This window comes from Spirosoma arboris, assembly GCF_009754945.1.
GTDB lineage: Bacteria > Bacteroidota > Bacteroidia > Cytophagales > Spirosomataceae > Spirosoma > Spirosoma arboris.
The window spans coordinates 604,953-631,142 of record NZ_WPIN01000003.1; the positions used below are offsets into that span (position 1 = coordinate 604,953).

Below are 26,190 nucleotides of genomic sequence, written 5' to 3' on the forward strand. Positions count from 1 at the left end.
GTCTACTTTTGCATCACGATTCGGAAACGAGTTGAGAATTGTTGCCAGTGTCGGATAGCGGTCGATTCCGCCTGATTTGTAATCAGGATGCGCAAGCGCGTCGGGGGTTCGAATCCCTCCACTGGCTCTCTGATAATCAAATAGTTACAAACAAAAAGCCGCCTTCAGTAATGTTGGCGGCTTTTTGTTTGCATACGTATTTGCATACAACTGCTTTTATATCTTCATCTAGCACCCGATTTACATTTTAGCTAAACTTCGAATAACGAAGCTGTAGTTGCCCCTTCAATAGTGTGTAATTGTTCTTCTATCAGATATTTCTGAGTAACGTTTAAAACAGTAGGCTCTATAGGGCGGGATGCATTCGGATTATGGTAGAAAACAAGAGTTGATCCAGCTATACTCGAATCGTAAGCTTTTGTAAAGAGAACACCGCTGACCCTAGAGTGAGTATGCCCTTGTTTGTTAATAAAGAACCCTTCTGAACCATTTGCCGATAAGTAAACCCTGTTTGTTGAGTCAAACTTAACGCTGTCACTACCAAACAAGGCAATCGTATAGTCTTCTTCGTAAGTTACCCAGGAGCTCATAGCATTAATTGCTATTATGAATGGCTTATCTGGTTGGCCATACCGTTTTGCCTTTTCGTTTAAAGCCTTCGTGAGCGCTTTTGCAGGATTAACCATCTGCGCTTTACCTTCATCTGCATAGATTCCAATTAGCGGCCCAGTATTACTACCAGGGATGGCCTTTGGAAATAATGAGATAACCAGCTTTACTGTCGTGCTTTCTAATGTATAATATGGACACTTAGAACGACCTTGGCGTATCGTGACTAAATCTGATTCATAATTGGCCTTTGCCAAAACGCCCTGAATAAACGAATTAATGTCATTCGTTGAGGGCGGATTTGCCATATCCAAAATCTCTAAATCGTGAATTGTTACGACGTAATAATCAGACTTAAGCTCATTAATCTTGTCATAAATTCGCTTTTTAAGGTTTCCATTTTTTGTTTCATTAGCCGAAACTTCGTGAACCACCCTAGCCTCAAGATAAGCCTCAAATTGGTTCTTTCTAATCAACAAATCAGGCTTATTTGACGAGTTAGGCATTACCGGATGAACTACAACATTAAAGCCATTTTTAACGAATAATGTAAACAGAAATAATTCGTAGTAGGCAGCAGAGAAATCTTTCTCAAGGTTTCGCTTAAACTCGGCTTTATCTTTATCTGGGTAAGCAGTAAACCATTCTTCCAGCCTTAATCTCACCTCAGTAAATTCAGTCAGAGCTGCCCGATTATAGAAGTTATAAGTCGATTCCGAGTGTTTTGAATATGTAAAGTCGGTTCTTTCGAAGTCATCAAAAAGTTTCATTCGTCGGTATTTGCAATATAAAGATCGGTATCTGGTATAAAGATAGCTTAGCTTCTTAAGCCGTCTGTTGTTACTTTACATATTGTCGAAATTGCGAAGTTGGTGAAGGGGACAATGGGAAGGCTACCACTATTGCTAGGGGTAAGCTGACCGTTCCTGCTGCGCTTTGGAAAGTGATTGTCGTGCTGCCGGTGGGATCGGATGATGTGAATCGGATAAACGCGCCGACAAGGATTATAGCAGTCATAATTCCAAATACCAACTCAGCATGTGAACATGCCTAATCTGGCTATCTGGTTTCTGTGGATGCTATTGCGAGGCAGACAGGGTATAATTTGCTGTCGAACGTGCTGGCGAGTGTTCAACGGTTATTGAAGCAGGAGTTGATAAACCCGTCTATTGTTATATAACGTAGAAGGCAGTAGGGCTTAAATCATCGCTACTCACTCGCCTTTCTATTTTCTAAAGCGTCATCCTACAAATATGATCTCACTGACAATTACTGTATGTATATGTAGTCGAGCCACTTGTCTGGCCGCTAATCCCAGGTTGGTTTTGTGTATAGCTTGTGCTGGCGATATACCCCGTACTATTAACCTGATACTGATAGATAGTTTCGGCCTTCAGACTACCATCGGTATTGTAAATGGCGACCCGAGAGGCTGGTAAATCCTTACTTCCGTACAAATTGATGATGGGCAAAACCCTGTAAGGGGTGCTAGCACGCTTATACGCCGTTGTTGTGTATTCGTAAACAGTGTAGGATTGAAGAGTGCCCGCCTTGTTTAGGGACTCTGTACGGGTAATATAGCCGTTAGCATCGTAAGTGTAGCGCTCGCTCCTGCCATCTGGATAGGTCACGCTGGTAATATGACCATTATCAACCGCAACCATCAACGATTGCCCACCTCTTGTGATAGCGCCACTCGTTAGTATGCCGTTAGTAAATGTATAGCTTTCTGGACCATTTTGTGGGTCAGAAGAGGTATAGGTATAAGTGGCAATTCGGCCGGTGCCGTCGTAGCTATAGTTGTCAGTAGTCGTGCTCGGTAAACTGCCCGAGTATTGGGCTGTTATTTTGGTTAACTGGCCTCCCGTATATTCATAAGAATTGGTGATATTAATGCTAGCAGTAGAGGTAGCTCCCTGAGTAAGGGCAGTGATTACATTTCCTGCTGCATCATAGCTATAGGTATAAGTAATCGAGCTACTAGGAGTGCCGAGGGAAGACGAGGATGAGGCTACGCTCGAAATAAGTTGGCCATTACTATTATACGTATAGGTAGTAGTGGTGGTTTGTAGACCACCGTTAAGGACGGTAAGCTCGGACTGTAATTGGCACTCTTGGTTTGTAGTAGTGACCACATCGGTTGACTTCTTGCAGCCAACCAACATTGCCAACATAGTAATAGCTGCCAATCCAGCACGCTTGATTGTAAGGATATGCATAGTATAGTAGGTCTATCAATAAATTATACTAAAACTAACCACTACTGAATAATGCCACAATTAAACTCACTAAATCAGAGCAAACGGGCAGTAATTTAGGTCGTTTTGTTCAACTATATATGTTCATACTTATTAAGAAGGTAATCATTGCAGCTAATAGCAAACTAACTGTTCTTACCTCACTCTGGAAAATGATTTGATCCAGATGACTTGAATCGAATAAAAGCTCAGACGAGAGTTATAGCAGTCTGGATGCCAAATACGGTAAGGTCGGAGTTCTGGGCTGACTATCGGGTTTCCGTGAATTCTTTTAGAAAAGAAACGAAATACACCCTATTATCAAACGTGCCAGAGAGTGAGCAATTAAGACAGATTTATAATAGGCTATTCGTGAATACTTAGTTTGGCCAGAGCCGGGGGAGTAGATACCCAACCCGTTTTTTTCTTTGGCGATAAAACCTGTTGGCGGTAGTCTTCTGTTTATTCTTTCACTAGACTAACAGAAGTATGTCCCCTTTCTCATACCAATCAACACACTGTATATTCTCGAAGATAACATTGCTTCAGGTAAATCCCAATAGGGCTAAATCGCCAGAAACCAACAATTCAAACTTAAATTGTATAATATATTCCATTACCAAAATTACTACTCGCTCTGTTGCCTTTAATCAATAAACTCTTTAGGGAACACGTATATCGACCTGTGCGGTGTCATCTTCGCCATTTGTAAAACCATTGCCTGGCGTTGAATCAGGATCATCCATGGTTGACGCGTTTATTTGAGCTTGATTAATCCAAACACCAGGTCTTATTATTTTAATCTGAAAGGTTGAGCTTATAGTGGAACTAGCAGCAATAGGCAACAAGGTAGTACTGAGAAAACGTCCGTTAATCATCCAATTCCCAGACTCTACTAAGTCAAAACCATCAGGTAACTGATTCTGCAACTGCACGCCATCAGCAGTGCTGCCACCAGCGTTACTCACATAGATAGTACAGGTAATTATTTCGCCTATTTTAGGCGCCCGACTACTCATTTCCATTCGTAAACTAAGATCTGCCTGATTGGGATTAGGCAAAGGCTGATTAGAAATGGGTGGGGGCAACGATCGTTGGTTAGGGTTTGGTGACTCAAAAACGTTCGTAGTTAATGTGCCAACACGTAATTCGGCCACAGCGGTATCATCTTCACCATCGGCTGTTCCAGAGTTTGGGGTACTATCGGGATCAGGCGATGTTGCCGTTGTTAATTGGGCCGTCAGTCGGAACAAGCCAGCGGAGACTGGTTTGATAGAGAACGTAAAAGTAGTATCTGACAGGGGAGCAAGTTGATTTACCGTTCCTATTAAAACGTTATCACTGGAGAGGCTCGAACTATCACTAACAATTTGACTGTTGGCTGGTAATCGCAACGTCCAACGAGCTAGTGAAGCTGGAGTATTACCCTGATTGCTAATACGAACTTTGAATGTAGCGATAGCACCAAGATTCAGATATCGTTTATCACTTTGTAGAGCAAGACTTAGATCAGCTGGTGTTTGTACCGGTAAAATTTCTTTAAATAAAATAACAGATGTAAATGGTTTAAGGGTAACTGAATTCAAATAGAGTTGATTCTTGGCATCCCGATAACGATCAGTTAATGTAATAATACTGTCTTTTAGGGTTGAGTTATAAAACAGTTTGATAAAATCATTTGGCTCATTCCTTATTGAAACACCCTCTTGAAGGCGAATATTATCAAGCCAGAAAGTTGAGCCTTCTCCGTCAACTTGAAACATGACAACAGGGTCTATACCGTCTACTGATGCTATAAAAGGGAGTTCATAACTTTTGCGATTCAAACCCATTGATACCGTATATCGCCTGTCATATTCCTCAAAAGGTGGTCCATATTGCCTTAAGTATACTAATACATTAACATCTGCAGTTGCAACAGCATCGAAACGAAGTACATATGTTTTGTCTTTTGTTATAGTACCAAATCGTTTAGCAATCTGCGCATATGAGTCAGTTTGGCCTGAAGGAGAAGTAAAACTCACCCGAAGGCTCCCTCCATCAAGTTTATTTGTATTATCCAGAGTGGATTCTGCATTGTTATAGCGACTATAAATAACAGCCCAATCATCGCTATTAGACTCGAAGGTGCTGTTTAAACGTGGAACTCCGCCTGATCCTTCATTTTTAAAAACGGAATAGGTAATAGGGCTGCTTTGGGAATGAATATCCTTACCGCCCGATAAATTACGCCAATCTGGTAACCCATATAAAAAAGCCTGCGTCGCGTTAATGACTGCGAATATTGAAGTCTGATCATTAAAAGGACGAGCATAATAATTACTATCTATATCTCCGTACAACGCTAAGTCATTTGTATTTGATTCGTATTGTCCAGTTAGCTGGGAAATCTGTTTACTAACAAAAACATTATTCTTTACAGTGTTATTTCGAAAAGGGCAATACCCTCCATCATGGTACATAACGAACTGAGCAACCTTATTATCAAATGATGTATTGCCGTTGAGTGTGATATTGCTGCTCCCATGGAGATATATCCCCCACTGATGATTATTGAATATCGTATTATCCTTCAACTCAACATTTTCAACACAATCATCTAGCATAATCCCGTTAGCGCCTGAATACTCCCGTCTGAATGACCCTTCTGGCGCTCCAATACCATTATAAATAATATTTGATACGATGTGGATATTAGCCATGGCGTACTTTGGAAAGTTCCATACATATAAACCACCTCCATCACTCTTGGTCATGCAATAATTAGAAATTCGATTCTGCTGTATAGTAGTATTATTCCAGAATGTGATACCATTATAGCCAATACTGTCAATAACATTATTGGCAATTAATACGTTAGTATTTGCTTTTGATTGTAAACCACTATATTGTCCGTCGCCCCCCTTACCGCGCCCCGCTAGTATACCAATTCGTCGTAAACTATTGTTTTTAAAAGTGACATTTTGGTAAGCCTCAATCACGAAACCGTTGTTATTGACATCATAGATATGATTATTTTCTATCACTATATTATTTCCTGTTCCCTTTATAATCAGTCCATCTTCGCCTGAGTTCGTAATATCATTGCCGGTGATAGTAAAACTCGATACATTAGTAGCAAATACACCTTCATTAAGAGTTTGAGTAAAAACCAAGTTACGCACCTGCACATTTGAACAATTTGCCAGATCAATCCCTCTACTTTGTTTTGTTGCTGTAATAAATTGATTATTGGGATTCGTTTGAGCCGAAAATAGCCGAATAGTCTTATCCACTGCATTGTAATACCACTCACCATTTTGATCAAGGGTAGCCGGGTGACTCTGAATAAAGTAACCCCAGCCGTCAGCTGGGGAGTAATTCGAATTATTTATTAAATTAAGTGCATCGCCATATTGATGATCAATAATTGCCCGATCAATAATCCATTGCGTTGGCCTCATAACTACTTCACCACCCTTCCAATCAATACCATCAGGTAAATGCTCTTGACTAAAAATTTGATATTTATCTGTGTGAGCACTAATAGTTAAATACCCTTTATTAATCGCATCACTATTGGGGTAACGCCCTAATGGCAATGCATTATTACTGATATATAACCCTGTTACAGAAGAGCCGCAAGAAGGGCAGGAAGCTTGCCAGATATTATCACCAATAGATGACCAGGTACTGACAGGTACCGAACCAGATATTACTGGCTTAATACCGTTATCATACGCGTCGAAAACAATAGGACGGCTCGCTGAGCCTGATCGTCGTATCGTCAATGTCCCCCTGAATATATCACCTCGACGAAAAAGTATGGAATCACCGGGTTGTAAAGTCAGAGTATTCACTTTGGATAAACTCTGAAAAGGGACACTACTTGTTTTTCCTGAGTTTGAATCATTACCCAAGCTAGATACATAATAGGTACTTTGTCCCAAAGCTGTTAATTGAAAAATCAAGAAAATAGATTGCAAGAAAAGTTTAATTACACTAGTATGTTGCATAGGTGAATGAGATTTCTAACAACAATTTTGTTGACTGATTATAACTAATTTACTTATTTTTAAGCGCTAGGCTACATTGATTTCTACATTCACAATACTAAGTTTATGCTAATCGATATAGACTTATGACTAGGATTCCGTAGTCGGTAAAGTGGCTTAGCAGGGGAATTGGAGCTATCTAGCGAAATTAGACCACTCAATATCACCTCAATTATTTTCTGTTTATAGATAGCATAGAGTTAAGAAAGATATTATTGTTTTCGCCAGTTAGTAGTAGTTACATTTAAAAGGCCAAGACTAATTGATCTTCGGTGCACCTTTATACTAGTTTGTAGGTAGTCCTCATTTGCAAATGTTTAAAGCCCTTTTGAGTTTATACCACGCTGTTGGCAAAAGGGCTACCAGAATAAATAATACGAATCCGACTGGCATTGACCAGAACGGCAGACTTATCCACCACCAAGACCAATTGATCAAAGCTGTTTGCTTTAGAATCAACAACAAAAAGGAAATTGTTATCATAACTGCATATGCAGTCACTATAAATCGGACTGGGAATTCTGGAGCGGGCCCTAATTCCTGATCGTATATTTCCGGCATTTCTGACCTTTTTTCGTCTTCAGGCCTATTGTGATCAGACATAACCAGTTCTTACTTGGGTAAAGCCATTAGCGTAGCCTTGGGCTAGGTAGTAGTGTGGTTTCCAGTAGTAATAAGACACTTTATTACCATGAAATAATTACATAACCAAGGGACAACTCGCTAATAACATGCAGTTCTCGATAGGAATGCGATCATGTATTTCTACATAGCCAATTATTGTAAAATGCTTAGAAGACAAGAAAACTACAGATTCTTAAGTTAGAACTATAGACCAGTGAGATAGGTAGAGAAGATATAAACTAGACAACTGTTTAGTTTATCAGGATTCTCGAATGACCTGCACTGTTTCACTGGTTCCATCTACTTCGAGTATATAGACTCCCGATTCATATATAACTCTTGCTCGAGGACTATGGGCATAGTAATAAAGGTATTTAGGCTCATTCTGTAGCCAACTCACGCCATTTAAAAAGGTAAATCGAGTGAGTTGCGTTCTAAACCCCCTGAATGGACCATTTAATTTGCCTACCTGAACCACCATTTGAGCATTCATACATAAGCCATCAAAAATCTACCCTCCAATTGTTTGATTTGTTCTGGAAGAGTGCGCGTTATAAGAAAAGCGAACCGACTGTGCTCAACTAACTTAGAAAAAGTAGCTAGGTGTTTATAAGAATGAGGTAATGGCCTTAAAACTCCAGATAATATTTTCGCTATTATTCAATCTACTTATGTATTAATGTTCAAATATACTTAATTTGGTTGTCAGATTAAGTTACTTTTTCTACTCAACCAAATACCTGTACTTTATCATGAATAAATTGTGTATATTTATAAAATATAAATTTCCGCTAGTTTACCTAGCATACAGTATACTGTCCGTTTTAATCAGCTTGGCTACACAACCTGTTTGGGGACAGACCACTTACTATGTGGCTAGTAATGGGAGTGACGCCAATAATGGCAAATCGGCAACCAGCCCATTTCAGAACCTGGCCAAAATTAATAGTCTTCCTCTGCAAGCGGGCGATGTAGTGCTATTCCGTCGGGGTGATACATTTCGGGGAACTCTGCAACTCACTGAGTCAGGCTCAGCCAGCAGTCCTATCGTCATTGATGCCTACGGGTCCGGAAACAAACCCATCCTATCTGGCGCAATACCCATTACAAACTGGACCAGTATTGGCACTAATATCTGGCAGGCCAGTTGCCCTACTTGTGGCGACCAGGTTACGGGACTCTATAGAGATAATACATCCCTACCGCTAGGGCGCTACCCTAACCTGGATGCCACTAACAAAGGGTACCTAACCGTACAATCGCATGTGGGCAAAACACAGCTCACCAGCCAGCAAGCTTTATCAACCAACTGGACAGGTGGAGAAGCCGTATTTCGGCCAGTTCAGTGGATCTTAAATCGGTCTAAAATTACGGGACGGAGTGGCAACACCTTAACATTAGACGGTTCCGGCAACTATGATATAGCTAATAACTGGGGCTACTTTATTCAGAATCACCCCGCTACCCTTGATCAAAATGGTGAGTGGTATTATAACCCAACCAATAAAACCATTCAACTCTACAACAGCCAGGCCAATCCTAATAGTCAGCAAATTGCAGCTACGGCATTTGCCCAGGCTGTTAATCTAGCAAGCGTATCGTTCGTAACTATACGTAACATACAGATTTCTCAGTCACTGAATACTGGACTACTGGCTACGAATAGTTCTAATCTTGTGATTACCAATAATGACATTACTCAATCGGGGGAGGACGGCATTCTTATTCAGGGAAGTGGCCAGCAGATACTAGTAGAAGGTAATCGGATCGAAGAAGTCAATAACAACGGAGTTAACATTGCGGATTATCAGAATGTCACTTTTCGAGGTAATACTGTTCGGAGTATTGGTCTCCTGCCGGGCAGGGGTAAAAGTGGCGATGGCAATTATGTCGGGTTCCAATCGAAATCCACTGCCAACACACTAATTGAGAATAATGTATTGGACAATATTGGCTATAATGCGCTTAACTTTTCAACCAATACGACCATTCAGCGTAACCAAATCAGTAATTTTTGCCTGATCAAAAGCGATGGAAGCGGTTTATATATCTGGAATGGAAATCAGCAGGCATTGACCAACATTCGTCTGCTCTCAAACATCGTTTTTAATGGCATTGGCGCCCCGGAAGGGTCACCAAGTGGTACGCCTACCGCAGCCAATGGAATCTATCTCGACGACTGTACTACCAATATTGAAGTAAGGGATAATACAGTTTATAACTGTAAGGGGGCAGGGATATACCTGCATGGATCATCAACCATTACGATAACCGGAAATACTGTTTATAATAACAGCGAAACACAGCTATCCATCAAAAGTGCCAATAGTTGTCAGCCACGTACCAATGTTATTCAGAACAATATTTTTGTGAGTCGGTCAACCGATCAGTACACGGCTAAATATGAATCGAGCCAAAATGACTTAGCTAGTTATGGTCAGTTTGACAATAACGTATATGCCCGGCCATTTGACGATAATCTTAAGATATTTGCTGTCTACAACAACACGACTGGCGCTTCCCTTTCGCTGGCGCAGTGGCAAAGTAAATACGGAAAAGACCCCAATTCAGCCAATAGCCCCGTAACCTACACATCTGGCAACCCCGACGACTATATCAAACTTTTTGCTAACCCGACAGCCAACGCCAGTCAGGTTACCTTGGATGGTACGTATCGAGACGCGCGAAACGTGGTGTACACAGGTCAGGTAACGGTACCCGCTTTTTCATCGGTGCTCTTGCTGAAAGACATTACCCCGCCTGTAACGCTACGGACGCCTGAGAATCCAGCCAACACTGTTGCTGGACTAGACTATAAGTACTACGAAAATTCCTGGAGCAGCCTACCTGATTTTACGGCGCTTACACCTGTCAAATCTGGAACCACGACTACAGTTAGTTTGTCTGTGCGTAGTCGGGATTCGAGTTACGGTCTCCGTTTTACGGGTTACATCAGCGTACCAACCGATGGAGTCTATACCTTTTACACCAATTCGGATGATGGTAGCAAGCTTCTAATTGGCACTACAGAAGTGGTTAATAATGATGGCGGTCATAGTGAACAGGAGCGTTCAGGTACTATTGGGTTAAAAGCTGGCGTACACGCCATCACCGTGGTTTATTTTCAGAGCACTGGCAATCAGGTTCTTTCGGTTAGTTATAGTGGACCAAGTATTAATAAGCAAGTAATTCCTGACGCGTCTTTTCGTCGGATAGCTACTGTTGCCCCTCCTGACCAGCCATCTAGTGTGCGAGCTTACTCAATGGCCAAAGATGCGCAGAAGACCTCTCAAATTACCACCCGGGTTGAACTGCGCAACGAGGGTAACACTACCATCACCAGACAGGATTTGAGTGTGCGTTACTGGTTCACTTCTGACAACGGTCAACTAGCCAAAGTCTATGTAGATTACGCAGCTATTGGGAGTTCCAACGTGCAGGCCAAGGTTGTCCAAATCAGTTCGGTAACGGGGGCCGATAGTTATGTGGAGTTAAAACTGTTGGGCACTACGACGTTGGCTCCAGCAGCCAGTTTGGGGGCGATTGACTTCCGGTTAGTGCGTTCGGACTATGGCTTATTTGACCAAAGCAATGACTACTCCTACGTAGGTAACTTTGGCAACGTGCTCTTGAATCCCCGTGTTTGCGTGTACCTGAAGGGCGTGCTGGTCTATGGCACTCCTCCAACGGGAGCCTCGGGTCGGTTGGCAGCCACTGAGGAGTCGCCCGCGGAACTCCAGGTTCGGGTATTGGGTAACCCCGTGGTGGGCTCTTCGGCCCAGATCGAGATTAGTGGGGTAAGTGGTCAACGAGTAGAGGTTGGGGTAGTGGATTCACAGGGCCGTCGCTGGCATCAGCAAACCATCCCGCAGGCGAGTTTGATTGATCAACTAAGTGTGCCATTGAGTAATAGTCGCGGTCTGCTCTTGTTGCAGGTAAGCAGTGAGGGGCAGTCTCAAACGATCAAAATGATCAAGCCCGAATAAATAAAACTTCAAGCTTATTGGTTGAATTTCATAAGTTTCACGACTCGCTGTTCGCCGGTTTTATACTGAACGAGTAGCAGATAATAGGCGTCTGGTAAAGATTGACCAAACCGAATTGTTTGCCCCCTGTGAACAACGTCTAGTTTTAACCGTTCTCGACCAAGCAAATCAACGATTCGGATAGTCGACACATCATCATCGGCCGTAAATGTGAACTCATCCGTTGTTGGATTTGGATAGATCTTGCCCCGTTCAGTTGGCAACACAGGATCTAGGGCTGTTACTATGTCAGTGTTTGGTGTTTCGCCGGGAGCTAGTTCCCGAACTAGCAATGTGATCGAATCCTGATCATCTTCCCCGTCGCCTATACCCGAATCGGGTGTGCTGTCTGGGTCAGCAAAAGTAGTTGCTATAACCTGGGCTGCTAGTGTATAACTTCCCATAGCCGTCACCTTAACCCGAAACACATAAGTCGTATCGGTAAGCAGTTGCTGCACTGCGCCGGTTAGCAAACTATCACCAGACAATAAACTCCTGCCGCTCAACAAAGACAAACTAGCCGGCAATTGGCAGGTCCAATTTACTTGCTCTGAAACAATGTTCCGGTTGGCTCCTTCCTGATGCAGCGATAAAGACAGTGAGACAATATCACCCACTTTTAGTGATTGCCGGTCAGTCCGTAACGAAAGACTAACATCAACTGCGGGGGCAAGATCACGTAATAGAACAACTGAGGAAAACGGCTTTACAGCAACCTGCTGCGTATAATAATGGTTTTTAACGTCTCGATAAGGGCTATTTATAGTTACTATACTATCCGTAGTCGTTGGGTTGTAAACTATTCGAATAAAGTCATCAGGATTGACAGTCTCTATAATTGCTTCCTGAAGAGAAATAGTATTGAGGCTCACTGGCGGCCCGCCTTCACTCAGTTGAAAGGTAAGCAAGGCATCTGCTTCATCGGCTGATGGTGTGAAGGCAAACTCAAAACTTTTAGGTGTCGAACGGACTAGAAACTCATATCGGCGTGTCAAGTCCTGATAGGGAGACTGTCGCTGGCGTATGAACACGGACACCGTTTTATCGGTGGATGAGGCCGCATCAAAACGGATTAAGTAACTTTTCGTTTTCGTAACCGACTGAATTTGCTTGTACGCCAGCATATACGAATCTTTCTGAGAGGATGGCTGAGAAAATTGCAGAACCAAGCTACCCGCTCCCAAGGATTGATTTGTATTGCTCCATTTCGCCTGCCCGTTTCCATATAGACTCCAGGTTTCCCATGCTTCCTGATTGTGCTCATACGAACTATTAACCAGTTTGTTAGCGCTAAGGGCTTTAATCGTATATTCCTTGTATGCAATGGGACTACTTTTAGACGTCAAATCCTGGCCGAATTGGGTTTGCCATTGCGGAAGGCTCAGATCGGCAACTACGTTATTATTATAAACAGCCCGAATGGTCGATACGTCATAGAATGGTCGCGCATAATAATTATGCCCCATCATCCCAAAACCTGACAAATTATTCGAACTGGAGATATAGCCTGAAACCCCTTGTTGAGGAGTTTTGGCTACTAGTACATTTCGTTGCAGATTATTTTCCCGAGTTATACATGTTTCACTGGATTGATATAGAATAAGCTGAGACAAACTATTATCAAAACAAGTGTTACGGGTTACGTTGACATTGTTAATCGAATGCATATAAATGCCAAGTCCATTACAGCCAAAAATTGTATTTTCGACTAAATTGGCCTCTTCAACACAGTCATCTAAATAGATACCATGGGCACCACTTAATACAGTACCTGATAAACCGCCAAAAGTCCCGACTCCTTTCTGAATAATGTTCGACTCAATGCGAATCGTGTGCATGGGCAACTGCGCCCCATTCCAAAGATAAATGCCCCCCCCGTCACTTTTTGTCATACAAAAATTCGAGAGTTGATTTTGCCGAAAAATGGTATTGGTGCCTATATTAAACCCATGGTAACCTGTACTATCCAGTACATTATTTTCGATTAATACATTATCTGCTGCCGACGACTGAAAACCGGTAAACTGGCCATCGCCACTTCGCCCACGGCCTGGTACAATGCCAATGTGCCGAATTGTACTCCGTCGAAATGTGAAGTTCTGATAGGCTCCAATGAGTAATCCGTTATTGTTGCAATTCGTGATTGTACACCTATCGATCAGAATCGTATTCCCTACCCCCTGGACTGTAATACCATCTTCACCTGCATCTGTAAAGTCATCGTTGGTCAGAACGATAGATGATACATTCTCTGCAAATAAATTTGTTGTTCGAGCCTGCGTGATATGTAGATTCTGAATCGTGATAAATGACGCATTAGCTATATCAATGGCCCGGTCGGCAGTAGTGGCTGTTATCGTCTTATCATTAGGATTTCCCTGGTCATAATAAAGTTGAACTGTAGCTTTGACGGGATCGTAATACCACTCACCATTTTGATCAAGGGTAGCTGGGTGATTCTGGATATAATAGCCCCAATTATCGGTTAATCCATAACTTGACGAATTCGCGAGTGTGAGCGTATTCCCGATCTGCCCGGTTATTTTAGCCCGATCTATAATCCAGTAAGCGGGAAATAATACGGCCTCAGCTCCTGTCCAGTTAATGGTGAGCGGTTCCTTACTGGTCAACTGCGTTGTTCCCACATGCGATTGCACGGTTGAACTACCTCGATTAGGCGCATCGGCATTTGGGTATCGTCCCAGCGGTAAAGCCAATCCATTTGCATATATGCCTGTAACCTGATCATCACAAGTAGAACAATCTGCCTGCCAACGATTTGTACCCGCTTTGCTCCAATTACCCAATGGTTCCGATCCAGCCAAAATAGGTTTATTCCCGCTTCCATAGGCATCAAAATGAATACCATGTTCCTTACTCCCCGATTGTCTGATCCGCAAGGTTCCCCGAAATGTATCGCCCCGGCGAAACAGAACCGAATCGCCCGCTTGCAGTATCAACCTGTTAACTCGACTCAGGCTCTGAAAAGGAGTGCTAATTGATCGGCCATTGTTTATGTCGATCCCGTTACTGGCAACATAGTAAGTGGTTTGGGCAAGGCTGATCGATACGGTCAAAAAAAACGAAAGTAGTAACTCGTAAAAGATCAATCCCCTTTTACGTCCACATAACCTTGGAAGCATACCTATTGAGCGCGTAAAGGTAGTTTGACGATTTCCCACCAATATCGCCGGAAACTGTAAAAGCAATTCAACCAGTCATGATAATTACCAGGCTTGACAATGTAGGAGGCAGCACTAAAAGAGTAAGCTATAGCTATATCTTCGTCAGATGGAGAAACGCTCAATACAATGACCGGCGGTTTTCGATAAAAAGTATGATTTTTAATGAATTCCAGAATAGTTATTCCATCTTCTCGCCGAGGTAAGTACAAATCGGCTAAAACCAACCGGGGAAATTTAACTGGATCAACAGCGTGGGTTTCCAAATAAGCTATTGCTTGAGCGGTGTTATTCATCCACACAGGTGCTACCTCGGGAAAGCTTTGCGTTAGGCAAGCTCGAATAATAAGCCATTGATCCGCATTATCCTCAATAACCAGAATTGGAACTGGGGCCGTCTTTCGACGTCGAGGAGTTGAAAGTTTACTCATTTAGTTCACTGGGGGAAAAGTAAGAACGAAGTTGAATTTGTGGAGTGTGCGCAACCGCTTAGGTTATTTAGATTTTATTCAGCTCCCGTTCCAACTCACTTTCCTCCGTTGATGGATTAATACTGTTATCTCCAGTATCAGAATTACGCTGATTAGTAAGTTTTTTGTTTGTAAATGATTTATCAATATTACTATGCGATCTAACCATCCGCTGTGAGGTATCCGGCAAGTTGGAGATCGACTTTGTACTAGCTTGATTCCTTGAGATTACTACCGTTGCTTTTTTCAGAAGGGGATTCATCCGTTTCTGTTTAACAACCTTCTTCTTATTGAGAGTAGCTTCTGTTTGTGCACTAAGAACGATTGCATTCTTTGGTGTTACAGACAGGCTTTTTGCTTCATCCTGGCAAATTGTTGGGAATAGTTCGCAACGATTGCTGTAGCCTAGATAACCTAATGTCCCTGCTATAATTAGCGTCAGCAAGCTTAATCCCAGTTTTGTTGCCATTGGTACGACTCGATTTTGCGCTGATCGAATGCCAGCTAGTCGAGATGTCCGCAACACAGGTAAAAAATATGAACTACGTCCATTTAGTGCAATCGTTTCATAGGCATCGCCAGTTTTAATGGTGAGCTGGCCCGTATGTGAACCCATTTTCTGAACTAAATATCGGACATGCACATAGGTGCCTACTACAGCGGGTGTAAGCGTTAGCGTAGGAGCAAAATTTGGGTGGCTATCACTCGCTAATTGAAAATGCTCGGGTGCATCTGTAGAGAGTGTTATAGGCTTATCACTCTGTTGAAACCAAACAGTTATGATCTTAAAGCTGGGACTTCCGGGTAATGTCGGGGAAAACGTCAGAGCAGGTTGATTAATCGTTAATGCAGTCGTCTGCAACTGTTCCATATTATGGGTATAATAATAACAATGGTTAATAGAACTGTTTTGCCAAGATTGGCCTGGGTCTATTTTCACAATAGCATACTTAACAAGCATTAGCTTTATTAAGTATCTGTATATCAATTCATTTAAGCGAAATGATGAGGCAATGGGCGGTTTGCATACTCTTTCCCAACAAAACCAAATATATTCTGTAACCGTACATACAAATAGCACCAAATAAGATACATATGAATACTATCCAGTTGGTAGGTCACCCCGAGCCAGTGCTCATCAATTCAATTGTCTGGCTGGAAGGAGAAGCAAATTATACTCGGGTACATTATCTGGCCGGCCCTTTTGCAATCGTTACACAGCCACTCCATTGGTTTGAGCAAAACATCGATTTTATCCGTGTACATCGCTCAGCCATTATCAATCCAATGTACGTCCAAGAGTTCGGTCAGAAACGAGGCCGATCGGGATGGATTCGCTTGATTAACGGTAAGGTTATACCCGTTTCACGTACGCGGCTTGAACAGACAGAAACCAGACTTGTACAGGTTAATAGTCACCTGCAACTGGACAATAACCTCTAACTAAGTACCTAATTATCGTTTAAATGGCGGTGTTTTTATTGTAAAGGTTGGCTGTTCTGATTGCCTCATTGATTAACCATTACCAGTCTAATCGAATTTCAGGTGCCTTAAAAGAGCCATCCTTTACAAAGATACTTCCTTCCTATGCAGCATAGATAGTTAATTTCCAAGCTGGTATTAGTTGGAAAATTTATATTTTACACAATATAAGTTCAATAAATTTGTTACTGTTAAGTATTTATCATAAATAAATAGTAATCAAAATATTATTAAATAATACAAATTGCCACTTATTAGTTAAAAATATAAACAAAGCAGTCTGTTCTTCTTTTTTTTCTTCAGAAGCTTACCCATCTAATTTTATAGGAGAATCAGCCTGAGAAGAGGACTCTGCTAAGTCAGATGGTCTTACTTGTACTTTGGTCACTCAGGCTCGTAATTCTGTAAACTACTCAACGCTGTTTCAATAATGTATGCACCTGTGCTTTTATTTGCGTACAAGCGCCCTACCGAATTACAGGCAACGCTTCGGGCTTTACAAGCCAATCATCTGGCTTCACAAAGTGACTTATACATCTTTGTGGATGCTCCCAAACGACCAGATGACGTTCCTAAGGTAAATCAGGTTCATCAGATACTAGATGCGGCTTCCGGTTTTCGTACGATTTATCGAGACTATGCAACCAGTAACATTGGCTGTGCTGATTCAATTATCCGGGGAGTATCGCAGGTACTTGCCAAGCATCCATCTGCAATTATCGTAGAGGATGACCTGATTACAGCTCCGAATTTTCTGGATTTTATGAATCAGTGTCTGGTGAAATATGCGGAAAACAAACGCATTTATTCAGTTGCTGGTTATACGTTACCTTTTTCGCAGCCCGCCAATTATGCCTCTGATGCCTACACTATTCCCCGTCATTGCCCCTGGGGATGGGCTACCTGGGCTGATCGCTGGCAGTCGATTGACTGGGGTATGAAAGACTATCCGGAATTTGCGCTTGACAGCCAACAGCAAAAAGCATTTATGCAGGGAGGCTCAGATCTGGTTGGCATGTTACGAGATCAGATGGAGGGACGATCTGATGCCTGGGATATCCGTTTCTGCTTTAATCGATTTAAAGGAAATGGGTTATCGATTTACCCAACCAAATCGAAAGTGCAAAACATTGGGTTCGGCAAAGATGCTACCCATACCGATATTTTTAACCGCTATAAAACCCAATTGGACGAGGGTACACAGCGGACTTTCGAACTGCCAGAATTAAATCAACCAACCGATTACTATCACCGCCAGACCCTTCGTCATTACAGTGTTCCCGTCAGAATTTATAACCGATTAAAGACACTGGCTGGAATGCGCTGATAGTTTCTTTCCCATCATTCAGATTACCGGCTAACTCGTTTTTTCAAACGGGCCGATTCGTTACTTACTTTATCTTACTCGTTATGAAGCAATCAATCAGGCTCCAGTTAAGTGCGCTTGTCCTTATCCTTGCCGGACTCGTTTGTTGTAAGACACCGGACCCTGCCCCAGACAATGTTGTGCAACGGCAAGATACGCTTACCATTACGCGGGTTAGGGCGATCGATTCGACGCCAGTTCCCGCCAGTATTCAAATTACGGATGCGGGTAGCGAAGGAATCTTTAAACTGAATGTAGCCGATCAAAGTAGTGCCGATAATACCGGTATCATACTGGTCACCAAGAATGGGTATCGATACAAACGGGATTTCCAGGGCGCGGCCAATCTGCTCTGGTTTGGTGTCAAGGAATCGGATGCCGATATTGGTCCTGCTCTGGAAACAGCTATATCGGCTACAGGAAATATATTTATTCCCGACGGCAAGTATACGCAGCTTACGCCAGTGTATTTAGCGAGTAACCTGACCCTCCGGGCCAATGCGGGCAAGGTGTTGATTACACTACCAAAATCGTACGTTTCGCTTTCTAGCCCAGTCGACCCATCTATTCAATTAAAGAACATTCTGGTAGATGGCCTAACCTGGAATGTAACCTCCACTGAGAGCAGTTTGAGAGGCCCAATTTACATTGATGGTCCCACTGTTTCGGATCTGACCATTCAGAACTGTACCAGCACCGATGGAGCTGCCAAGGACAGTACGAACTGGCTTACATTGAAAATTCAGGCGGGGAAAACGGCAACGAACATTGTTGTCAAGAATAATACAATTCAGGCGAGACGCATGGCCTGCGAAATTTTCAATCATGATAACTATAATATCTACGCGGGCAAAAACATCACCGTTAGTGGAAATACGTTTTACAATTGCCACTTTGGACTCTCTTTATCAGGACCTTTATCGCAGCTTACAGTAGATAATAACTATATAAAAAACTGTAGCCTATATGGAATTGAAATTGCAGGAGCTGCGCAAAATGTGACGATTACGAATAATCGGTTTGAAGGCACTTTTGACAAGTTTCTTGAAGGCTCTAATGATGGGGACGGAAATGGCTCCATTGTTGGAGGAATGATTGTTACCGGGAACTCGACTGTAGGTCTGTGCCAGGGCGGCATGCAGTTCTATAATGGTGGAGCAATGCAATTTAGCAAAAACAACTTCCAAATGACGGGAATGCTTGAACTGCTGCATTCCACATCGGGAGGGACATTCACTGAAAATACCATCGTGAGCTCGTCGAATAAAGCAATCATCTGCGACAACACCCCCAATAATACCTTTTCCGGAAATACCATCTCAAATAAGCCGAATTCCGAAAACCAGGCAACCTTTATGTCGTATGGCAGCAAAGCCACAAATAATGTACTCACAAAGAATAAATTGATTCAGGGCAGTGGCGGTAAGCCATATGATGCTGTATTAGGTGGTAGCTGCCTGGCTTCACTGAACTATGATGAAGCAGGTAATCCAATACCTTAAATCAGGTAGATACACTCTGAGGTTCAAGGCAAGAAAACGTCGATAGGTAAATTTGCCTATCGACGTTTTCTTGCCTTAAATGCTCTATAACTGGTTTTTAGCGGAATTTTATGATTGATCTACTCCTCAAAATGGTAATTAATTTCTTATCAGGCATATATGCCTATGTTTCTTTGTTATGCAAGATTAATCCTATTTTTTTGTTACTATATTTTAAATATAATTAATATTGAGTTTAATAAATATCGAAACAGAAACAAAATTATCAATTTAAGTTTCTGTTGTGCCATTTCCTATTCGTCCCGCTTATGCCATTCTTAAAAACTCATGATCTAAATTTATAGTAGATAGCAAAGGGATAATAGTGGTTGTATCTGTAAAAAACCATCGTTTCCTGAAGCGTACTTTTTCTTAAGTAAAGAATACTCAACGTAAGTCTCAGCAGTCAGGTTAATGAATAGCTTATCAACAGACAAACTAAAAAGAAAGGGAAGTATTTTAATCAGTTTTGCAGCTATTATTCTCTGGATAGCTTCACTGACCGGTTGCACATCTGCCAAGAAACTAGTTTATTTTCAGGGAGCCACAAGCCGTGATGATACGGTAATGATGCCGGAACCGTTTGTTCCAATTATTAAAAAAGGAGATGTATTATCGGTCCAGGTAAGTAGTCTTAACGCAGAAGCATCAGCTTACTTTAATCCACCAGCAGCGACCGAAAACACTCCATCAATAACAATCGCTAACCCACTAGCCCGAACAACTGGCTATCTGGTAGATACGGACGGAACCATCAAGCTACCGCTAATTGGCCAGGTAACTGTAGCCGATTTAACAAATGCGAAAGCAGGCCAATTCATAAGTAGTAAGCTTAAAGCCTATCTGAAAGAGCCGACCGTTACAGTACGTAACCTGAATTTTAGGATATCGGTGCTAGGCGAAGTAGCTCGGCCAGCTCTGTTTACGGTTCCTAATGAACAAATAACACTGCCAGAAGCCTTGGGTCTGGCTGGCGATCTGACCATTTACGGCCGTCGCGACAATGTACTGGTTGTTCGGGAAGAAGGAAATCAACGCATTTTCGCCCGGCTTGACCTAACTCGGCGTGATGCCTTTAAATCGCCATACTATACACTTCATTCGAATGATGTTGTGTATGTAGAACCGGGTAAAGTTCGGGTAACGAGTGTAGATAGAGTCTATATACTCGCGCCCATCGCAACCGGAATTCTATCCTTAATTGCCATCATCGCCACCCGGCGATAACCCAAAAACAACTTACTGACCAACGTTAATTTCATGAGTATGAATGACAACTCCGCACATTCGTATGTTCCTTATCAGGTTGTCTCGGCCGACAACTCAGCTTTACGGACGTATATCATGCCTCTGCTTCGCCACTGGCCCTGGTATGTTTTATCACTAAGTATTGCGCTGGCTGGAGCCTACGTTTACCTGCTTTACAAGCAACCCATTTACCGAACGCAAGCCAGTTTATTGCTCCAGGACGAAAAAAGAGGGAATGCACAGGCAAATCCATTGAAAGAACTGGAAGTGTATTCGCCCAAAAAAGTAGTTGAGAATGAACTTGAAGTCCTACAGTCATCCACATTAATGGAGCATGTAGTGCACACACTTCATTTAGACACCCGCTACTTTCATGAAACCTCGTTTGGGAAGCGTGAAATTTATACGGACTCGCCAGTCTTGATGCTGGTTGAAGTAGCGAACCCTACGCTCTACAAAAAACCACTGACGTTGTCATTCCCAACAAATCAGTCTGTGCGGATCAACAATACAGAAACATACCTGCTTAATCAAGGTATCCAAACTCCCTATGGACGGTTGCGTATCATGACCCGCCAACCTGTAGACACCAAAACAGAGCCTGTTGTGGTTCAGGCGATGCCAGAGTCTGCGGCTGTGAGTATGTACGCCAGTAAGCTGAAAGTGGAGCCCACCAGTAAAACCTCAACCGTTGTTCGACTGTCGATTGAAGATGCTGTACCGCAAAAAGGAGAAGCTATCCTGGCAACCTTAATTAATGCGTACAACCAGGCGGCCATCACAGATAAAAACCGAGTTGCTGCCAATACGCTCAACTTTGTTGAAAATCGACTGCGCATGGTGTCGGGGGAGTTGTCTTCTGTAGAGAAAGAAGTGGAAGATTATAAATCCACTATGGCTATTACAGATCTGGGTGCTCAGGCCCAATCGTTTTTACAGACAAGCCAGCAGAACGATACACAACTTAATCAGGTAGCAGTTCAATTGGCTGCATTAAACGATTTACAGGAATTTATTGCAACACAAGCCGACAAACGAGGAAGCACACCGGCTACTATTGGGCTGAACGATCCGGTATTACTAGGCGAAATCAATAAACTGTCGGAACTCGAGCTAAAGCGTGACGGATTGGCGCAAACAACATCGGACGAGAATCCGATGCTTCAAACGCTTGACAATCAGATCAAAGCAACGAAAAACAATATCACCCAGAATATAAAGTCGATGAAGGCCATGCTGACCAGTTCGCAAGAGCAGTATGCGGCCAAAAACGAAAAGCTGGAAAGTAGTATTCGTACTATTCCACGGCAGGAACGAGCCCTGTTGAATATTACGCGGCAGCAAACGATCAAGAATAATCTGTACACCTATCTGCTTCAAAAACGCGAAGAGATGGCGGTTACGTTTGCTGCTTCTGTTGCCGATAGCCGGATAATTGATGCCGCAAAAAGCACCATAGATCCAGTTAAGCCTGTAGGTATTGTGATTTATGCCCTGTTTAGCCTGATTGGCTTATTAGTGCCAACGGGAGCGATTGCGGGACGAAACGCACTGAACACACGGGTAACACGCCGGGTTGATGTTGAACAAGTGACGCAGGTACCTATCCTGGGTGAAGTGATGAATAAACGTCAACGTGAGACCCTGATTGTTGCTCCAAATCAACGCTCCGTTATTGCCGAACAGATACGCTCTATTCGAACCAACCTCCAGACCTGGACGGAAAGCAGCCCAAAGCAGGTAATGCTATTTACATCGAGCATGAGTGGCGAAGGAAAATCATTTGTATCGTTAAACTTGGGCGCGAGTCTAGCCCTAATGCGTCAACCAACCATTATTCTGGAAATGGACATGCGCATGCCCCGCTTGCACCAACTATTCGATATAGATAACGTGGTTGGCCTTAGTTCTTATCTAAGTGGTGAAGCTACACTAACCGATATTATAAAGCCTGTACCAGGACATCCAAACTACTTCATTATTCCCAGCGGCCCCTTGCCTCCTGATCCTTCAGAACTGTTGCATGGCCCTGCTATGAAAGAACTACTTGAATCGCTACGCGATCAATTCCGCTACATTCTTCTCGACGCACCACCGATTGGTATTGTTACGGATGCTCAGGTTGTTGCGCCTTATGTCGATTCAACTTTGTTTGTTATTCGCCATGGCGTAACACCTAAACACAGCCTCAAATTACTCGATACGTTGTATCGTGAACAGCGTTTTCAGAATCTCAGCATCATTTTGAACGGCGTGGGTGGCAGTGAAGCCTACCATTACAATGACCGGCTTAAGAATAGCTACTTATACCGGTAGTCCACTGCTAACGTGGGCACTTATCTTCGGCTGCAAGGCCGCCACTTATCCAACTTTTGTGCATGCAAAATTGATAGTCTATGCAGGCATCTACCAACGGAAAAACTTTTCAATTATACCTCACTTATGATGACCAGTCAAAGCCTCCTACTAGTAAGTGGCTATTGGCTGGTATCAAAAAGAGGGCATTTGACCTTACAATTGCTAGTTTGGTAACAATAGCTATTCTGATGTGGCTTATTCCTATACTTGTTCTAGCGATTAAGTTAACTTCACCAGGACCGCCCTTATTTATTCAACTGAGAACAGGTCGGAATGGGCGCGTATTTCCATGTCTGAAATTCCGAACAATGACATATGAGCGTAATGCTAAATTTCGGCAGGCAACTCGAGATGATCAGCGAATAACTCGCATTGGGAAGTTTCTACGAAGAACGAATCTCGACGAAATGCCACAGTTCCTGAATGTACTGGCTGGGCATATGAGCATTGTTGGTCCTCGGCCACACCCAATACCGCTCGACGCCCAGCATTGGCATACACTACCCGGTTATAAAGAACGCTATGCGGTTCGACCAGGTATTACCGGATTAGCTCAGGCAAGAGGAGCGCGGGGTGAAACGGACGAATTATACAAGATGATACAACGGGTACGGTACGATCATTTATACATCCGTCGGCAGTCGGCCCGTCTAGATGCAAAAATTTGCTGGTGGACAATTAAATCCGCCATATACGGAAACAGAAATGCCTGGTAGTCAACTATTTATTCCAATATTTCTCTAGCAAATGGCACGTGTTCTACAAATCAACCTATACGATGCTGGATTGAGTTCAGCCGTTCAGGAGATAATCCGGCAATGTGACCTGGCGGCACCTCGGCAAAACCGCTGTGTCAGTGCAACGGATGCCCATGGGTTAGTGACCGCCTATAGAAAACCAGCCTTTAAAGCAGTCTTGAATTCGTTTTACTGGAATCTACCCGATGGTATGCCCAGTGTTTGGATTGGGAAGTTAAACGGAGCGAAACAGATGACCCGTTGTTATGGCCCTGATTTGTTCCGGGATGTGTTTGAGAATAGTGCCAGCACATCTATCAAACATTTCCTCTGTGGTGGTAAGGAAGGTGTAGCCGACGAGCTGAAAGCAGCTGTTGGCAAAAAGTTCGGTAACCTTCAGGTGGCTGGTACCTACTGCCCTCCATTTCGGGAAATGGAGGACCATGAATTCCGGGCATTGGCCGAAACCATCAACCAATCGGGCGCTAATATTGTCTGGATCGGTATAAGCTCGCCCAAACAGGAATACTTTGCCCAGCGACTGGCTCAGTTCACTAACGTTAACTTCATTGTTACAGTTGGAGCCGCTTTTGACTTTCATACCGATCGAGTTCGGCAAGCTCCAGGCTGGATGCAGAAAGCCTCTCTGGAATGGCTTTTTCGGCTTACTATGGAGCCTAAACGCTTGTATAAGCGCTATCTGAAAGTCATACCGCTATTTATTTTATTCAACATTAAAGAAGCTTTTTCTCCAAAAACGTCTTATTCGTAGCGCGGAGATGGGAGTTTTCGTAATGATACCAATTGCACCATTTGCGCATCCAGAACAATTGAATCATGCTGAGTAGAAAAGAAGCCGCTGTTGTAACCGATGTTCAATTCGCTGAACCGTCCGAAGAGCTTGTTTCTTCTGGCGAAGCGAATTCTGTACCTCCGGTTGAACAAAAGCAGTCGGCCTTATCGAAACCGGTTCTCAAGCGGTTCGCTGTCAATGTGGCCTCGTTGTTCAGCATACATGTGGCCAACATGCTGTTACCGCTACTCACGGTTCCTTACGTAGTGCGCATTATTGGGCCAGAGCGATTAGGATTACTGAATTTTTCGCAGGCATTCGTTGCCTATTTTACACTGCTTATCAACTACGGTTTCGATCTGGCAGCCGTACGTACGATTGCTGCTAATCGAACCAATCAGGAAGTAACGAATCGGGTTTTCAGCGAAGTAGTAGTTGGTAAAGCGCTGCTCTGGGTTCTTTCAACAATTATTTTTGGATTTATTTCCTCCTTTGCTCCCGGTTTTCGAGAGCATCTCTGGCTACACGTCTGTACATATATTGGTTGTATTGGTATCGTATTTTTTCCGGTCTGGCTCTATCAGGCCATGGAAAACCTGGGACGCGTAGCCGTATTTAACATGATTACCAAAGTGCTGGTGATGCTAACGGTGTTTGTCTTTATCCGGCAACCGAACGATTACATCTACCAGAATCTTTCATTGAGTCTGTCGCAGGTAGCTCTTAGCTTTATTGCCTTTTTTGTCGCGATTCGCCGATTCAATATCACGTTTGCCTGGCCAAACCTGGCTAACATGTTGACGCGGTTTCGTAATGATAGTACACTATTCTTCACATCTGTCGTAGCGACGATTTATGCCGGCTCGAATGTCTTTCTGTTGGGCATTTTCAGTACGCCCTATCATGTTGGCATTTTCTCGGCAGGAACCCGCATAGTAGGTATTATGCAGGCCTTCGTTTCGCTAGCACTCAATCAGGCCTTTTTCCCGATTGTTGCCAGCGCCTTTGGGGAGAGTGAAGAGAAAGGCCTGACTGTTGTTCGGACTATCTTTTTTCCTGTAACGGTCCTGATGATGCTTATATCTGCTGGGCTATGGCTTATCGCTCCAATTTTTATCTCGCTGTTTTATGGGGCAAAATTCGACGATGCTGTTATTGTGTTGCGTATTGTCTCGCTTTTGCCTATTACACTGGGGCTCAATAATTTATTCGGCGTTCATACCATGCTTAGTCTGCGTATGGACAAAGCCTTTTTTCGCATCTCGGCTGTTGGCTCAATTCTAAGCTTAACGCTTAACGCCTTGCTGATTCAGCGATTTGGGCCTGCTGGCGTAGCTACTTCCTGGGTTACGACAGAAGCCTTTGTTACCTTTTCCTTTTATGCCTACCTCCGATACAAAGGGATTCAGGTAGTCAAACTCGCGTATTTACAGGATGCTATCGCCTTCAGCAAAGGACGGTTGGCAGTGCTGTTTAAACAGTAA

General features: G+C 43.1%; 15 protein-coding genes and 1 tRNA gene. 10 read left to right on the forward strand and 6 right to left on the reverse strand.

What is annotated here, in order from left to right:
• The first annotated feature begins 43 nt into the window (after positions 1–43).
• A tRNA-Thr gene (locus GO755_RS10305) sits at positions 44–127 on the forward strand.
• Between the two features lie 124 nt (positions 128–251).
• Here the strand turns inward: GO755_RS10305 and GO755_RS10310 are convergent.
• The 3 genes from GO755_RS10310 to GO755_RS10320 all read right to left on the reverse strand — a co-directional run bounded on the left by GO755_RS10310 (position 252) and on the right by GO755_RS10320 (position 6,841).
• A complete protein-coding gene (locus tag GO755_RS10310) occupies positions 252–1,379 on the reverse strand; it encodes a hypothetical protein (protein WP_157584655.1) in 1,128 nt (375 codons plus the stop codon).
• Positions 1,380–1,868: 489 nt separating this feature from the next.
• Entirely contained in the window at positions 1,869–2,828 is a 960-nt protein-coding gene (locus GO755_RS10315; RefSeq protein WP_157584656.1) for an RHS repeat domain-containing protein, read from the reverse strand.
• A 680-nt stretch (positions 2,829–3,508) separates the two neighbouring features.
• Positions 3,509–6,841, reverse strand: coding sequence for a right-handed parallel beta-helix repeat-containing protein (locus GO755_RS10320; RefSeq protein ID WP_157584657.1), 3,333 nt, complete (start codon positions 6,839–6,841; stop codon positions 3,509–3,511).
• A gap of 1,496 nt (positions 6,842–8,337) precedes the next feature.
• Here GO755_RS10320 and GO755_RS10325 point away from each other — a divergent pair.
• Positions 8,338–11,490: a right-handed parallel beta-helix repeat-containing protein gene (locus GO755_RS10325; protein WP_227686916.1), complete on the forward strand. Its 3,153-nt coding sequence runs from the start codon at positions 8,338–8,340 to the stop codon at positions 11,488–11,490.
• A 14-nt stretch (positions 11,491–11,504) separates the two neighbouring features.
• Here GO755_RS10325 and GO755_RS10330 read toward each other — a convergent pair whose 3' ends face one another.
• The 3 genes from GO755_RS10330 to GO755_RS10340 all read right to left on the reverse strand — a co-directional run bounded on the left by GO755_RS10330 (position 11,505) and on the right by GO755_RS10340 (position 16,052).
• The gene (locus tag GO755_RS10330) at positions 11,505–14,606 is read right to left on the reverse strand and encodes a right-handed parallel beta-helix repeat-containing protein (protein WP_198174800.1); all 3,102 of its coding nucleotides are present in this window, start codon (positions 14,604–14,606) and stop codon (positions 11,505–11,507) included.
• A gap of 68 nt (positions 14,607–14,674) precedes the next feature.
• A complete protein-coding gene (locus GO755_RS10335) occupies positions 14,675–15,142 on the reverse strand; it encodes a response regulator (RefSeq protein WP_157584660.1) in 468 nt (155 codons plus the stop codon).
• A 67-nt stretch (positions 15,143–15,209) separates the two neighbouring features.
• On the reverse strand, positions 15,210–16,052 hold the full coding sequence (locus GO755_RS10340) for a hypothetical protein (RefSeq protein WP_157584661.1): 843 nt from the start codon (positions 16,050–16,052) through the stop codon (positions 15,210–15,212).
• Positions 16,053–16,276: 224 nt separating this feature from the next.
• Between GO755_RS10340 and GO755_RS10345 the strand changes: the two genes are divergently transcribed.
• The 8 genes from GO755_RS10345 to GO755_RS10380 all read left to right on the forward strand — a co-directional run bounded on the left by GO755_RS10345 (position 16,277) and on the right by GO755_RS10380 (position 26,190).
• Entirely contained in the window at positions 16,277–16,624 is a 348-nt protein-coding gene (locus GO755_RS10345) for a LytR/AlgR family response regulator transcription factor (protein WP_157584662.1), read from the forward strand.
• Between the two features lie 469 nt (positions 16,625–17,093).
• Positions 17,094–17,990 (forward strand): glycosyltransferase, encoded by an 897-nt coding sequence (locus GO755_RS10350; RefSeq protein ID WP_157584663.1) that lies wholly within the window; start codon positions 17,094–17,096, stop codon positions 17,988–17,990.
• Between the two features lie 83 nt (positions 17,991–18,073).
• Positions 18,074–19,531 carry a right-handed parallel beta-helix repeat-containing protein gene (locus GO755_RS10355; RefSeq protein WP_157584664.1) on the forward strand — a complete coding sequence of 486 codons (1,458 nt, stop codon included), beginning with the start codon at positions 18,074–18,076 and terminating at the stop codon, positions 19,529–19,531.
• Positions 19,532–19,984: 453 nt separating this feature from the next.
• Positions 19,985–20,797 (forward strand): polysaccharide biosynthesis/export family protein, encoded by an 813-nt coding sequence (locus tag GO755_RS10360; RefSeq protein ID WP_157584665.1) that lies wholly within the window; start codon positions 19,985–19,987, stop codon positions 20,795–20,797.
• Positions 20,798–20,836: 39 nt separating this feature from the next.
• The gene (locus GO755_RS10365) at positions 20,837–23,134 is read left to right on the forward strand and encodes a GumC family protein (protein WP_227686917.1); all 2,298 of its coding nucleotides are present in this window, start codon (positions 20,837–20,839) and stop codon (positions 23,132–23,134) included.
• Positions 23,135–23,214: 80 nt separating this feature from the next.
• Positions 23,215–23,892: a sugar transferase gene (locus GO755_RS10370; RefSeq protein WP_157584667.1), complete on the forward strand. Its 678-nt coding sequence runs from the start codon at positions 23,215–23,217 to the stop codon at positions 23,890–23,892.
• 31 nt (positions 23,893–23,923) lie between these two features.
• Positions 23,924–24,685, forward strand: a complete 762-nt coding sequence (locus GO755_RS10375; RefSeq protein WP_157584668.1) for a WecB/TagA/CpsF family glycosyltransferase — start codon at positions 23,924–23,926, stop codon at positions 24,683–24,685.
• Between the two features lie 65 nt (positions 24,686–24,750).
• A complete protein-coding gene (locus GO755_RS10380; protein ID WP_157584669.1) occupies positions 24,751–26,190 on the forward strand; it encodes a flippase in 1,440 nt (479 codons plus the stop codon).

Bases quoted from the DNA above. Each gene is read 5' to 3' on its own strand.
- GO755_RS10310 (WP_157584655.1), bottom strand. From the start codon at position 1,379: ATGAAACTTTTTGATGACTTCGAAAGAACCGACTTTACATATTCAAAA.
- GO755_RS10315 (WP_157584656.1), bottom strand. From the start codon at position 2,828: ATGCATATCCTTACAATCAAGCGTGCTGGATTGGCAGCTATTACTATG.
- GO755_RS10320 (WP_157584657.1), bottom strand. From the start codon at position 6,841: ATGCAACATACTAGTGTAATTAAACTTTTCTTGCAATCTATTTTCTTG.
- GO755_RS10335 (WP_157584660.1), bottom strand. From the start codon at position 15,142: ATGAGTAAACTTTCAACTCCTCGACGTCGAAAGACGGCCCCAGTTCCA.
- GO755_RS10340 (WP_157584661.1), bottom strand. From the start codon at position 16,052: ATGGAACAGTTGCAGACGACTGCATTAACGATTAATCAACCTGCTCTG.
- GO755_RS10345 (WP_157584662.1), top strand. From the start codon at position 16,277: ATGAATACTATCCAGTTGGTAGGTCACCCCGAGCCAGTGCTCATCAAT.
- GO755_RS10350 (WP_157584663.1), top strand. From the start codon at position 17,094: ATGTATGCACCTGTGCTTTTATTTGCGTACAAGCGCCCTACCGAATTA.
- GO755_RS10355 (WP_157584664.1), top strand. From the start codon at position 18,074: ATGAAGCAATCAATCAGGCTCCAGTTAAGTGCGCTTGTCCTTATCCTT.
- GO755_RS10360 (WP_157584665.1), top strand. From the start codon at position 19,985: ATGAATAGCTTATCAACAGACAAACTAAAAAGAAAGGGAAGTATTTTA.
- GO755_RS10365 (WP_227686917.1), top strand. From the start codon at position 20,837: ATGAATGACAACTCCGCACATTCGTATGTTCCTTATCAGGTTGTCTCG.
- GO755_RS10370 (WP_157584667.1), top strand. From the start codon at position 23,215: ATGCAGGCATCTACCAACGGAAAAACTTTTCAATTATACCTCACTTAT.
- GO755_RS10375 (WP_157584668.1), top strand. From the start codon at position 23,924: ATGGCACGTGTTCTACAAATCAACCTATACGATGCTGGATTGAGTTCA.
- GO755_RS10380 (WP_157584669.1), top strand. From the start codon at position 24,751: ATGCTGAGTAGAAAAGAAGCCGCTGTTGTAACCGATGTTCAATTCGCT.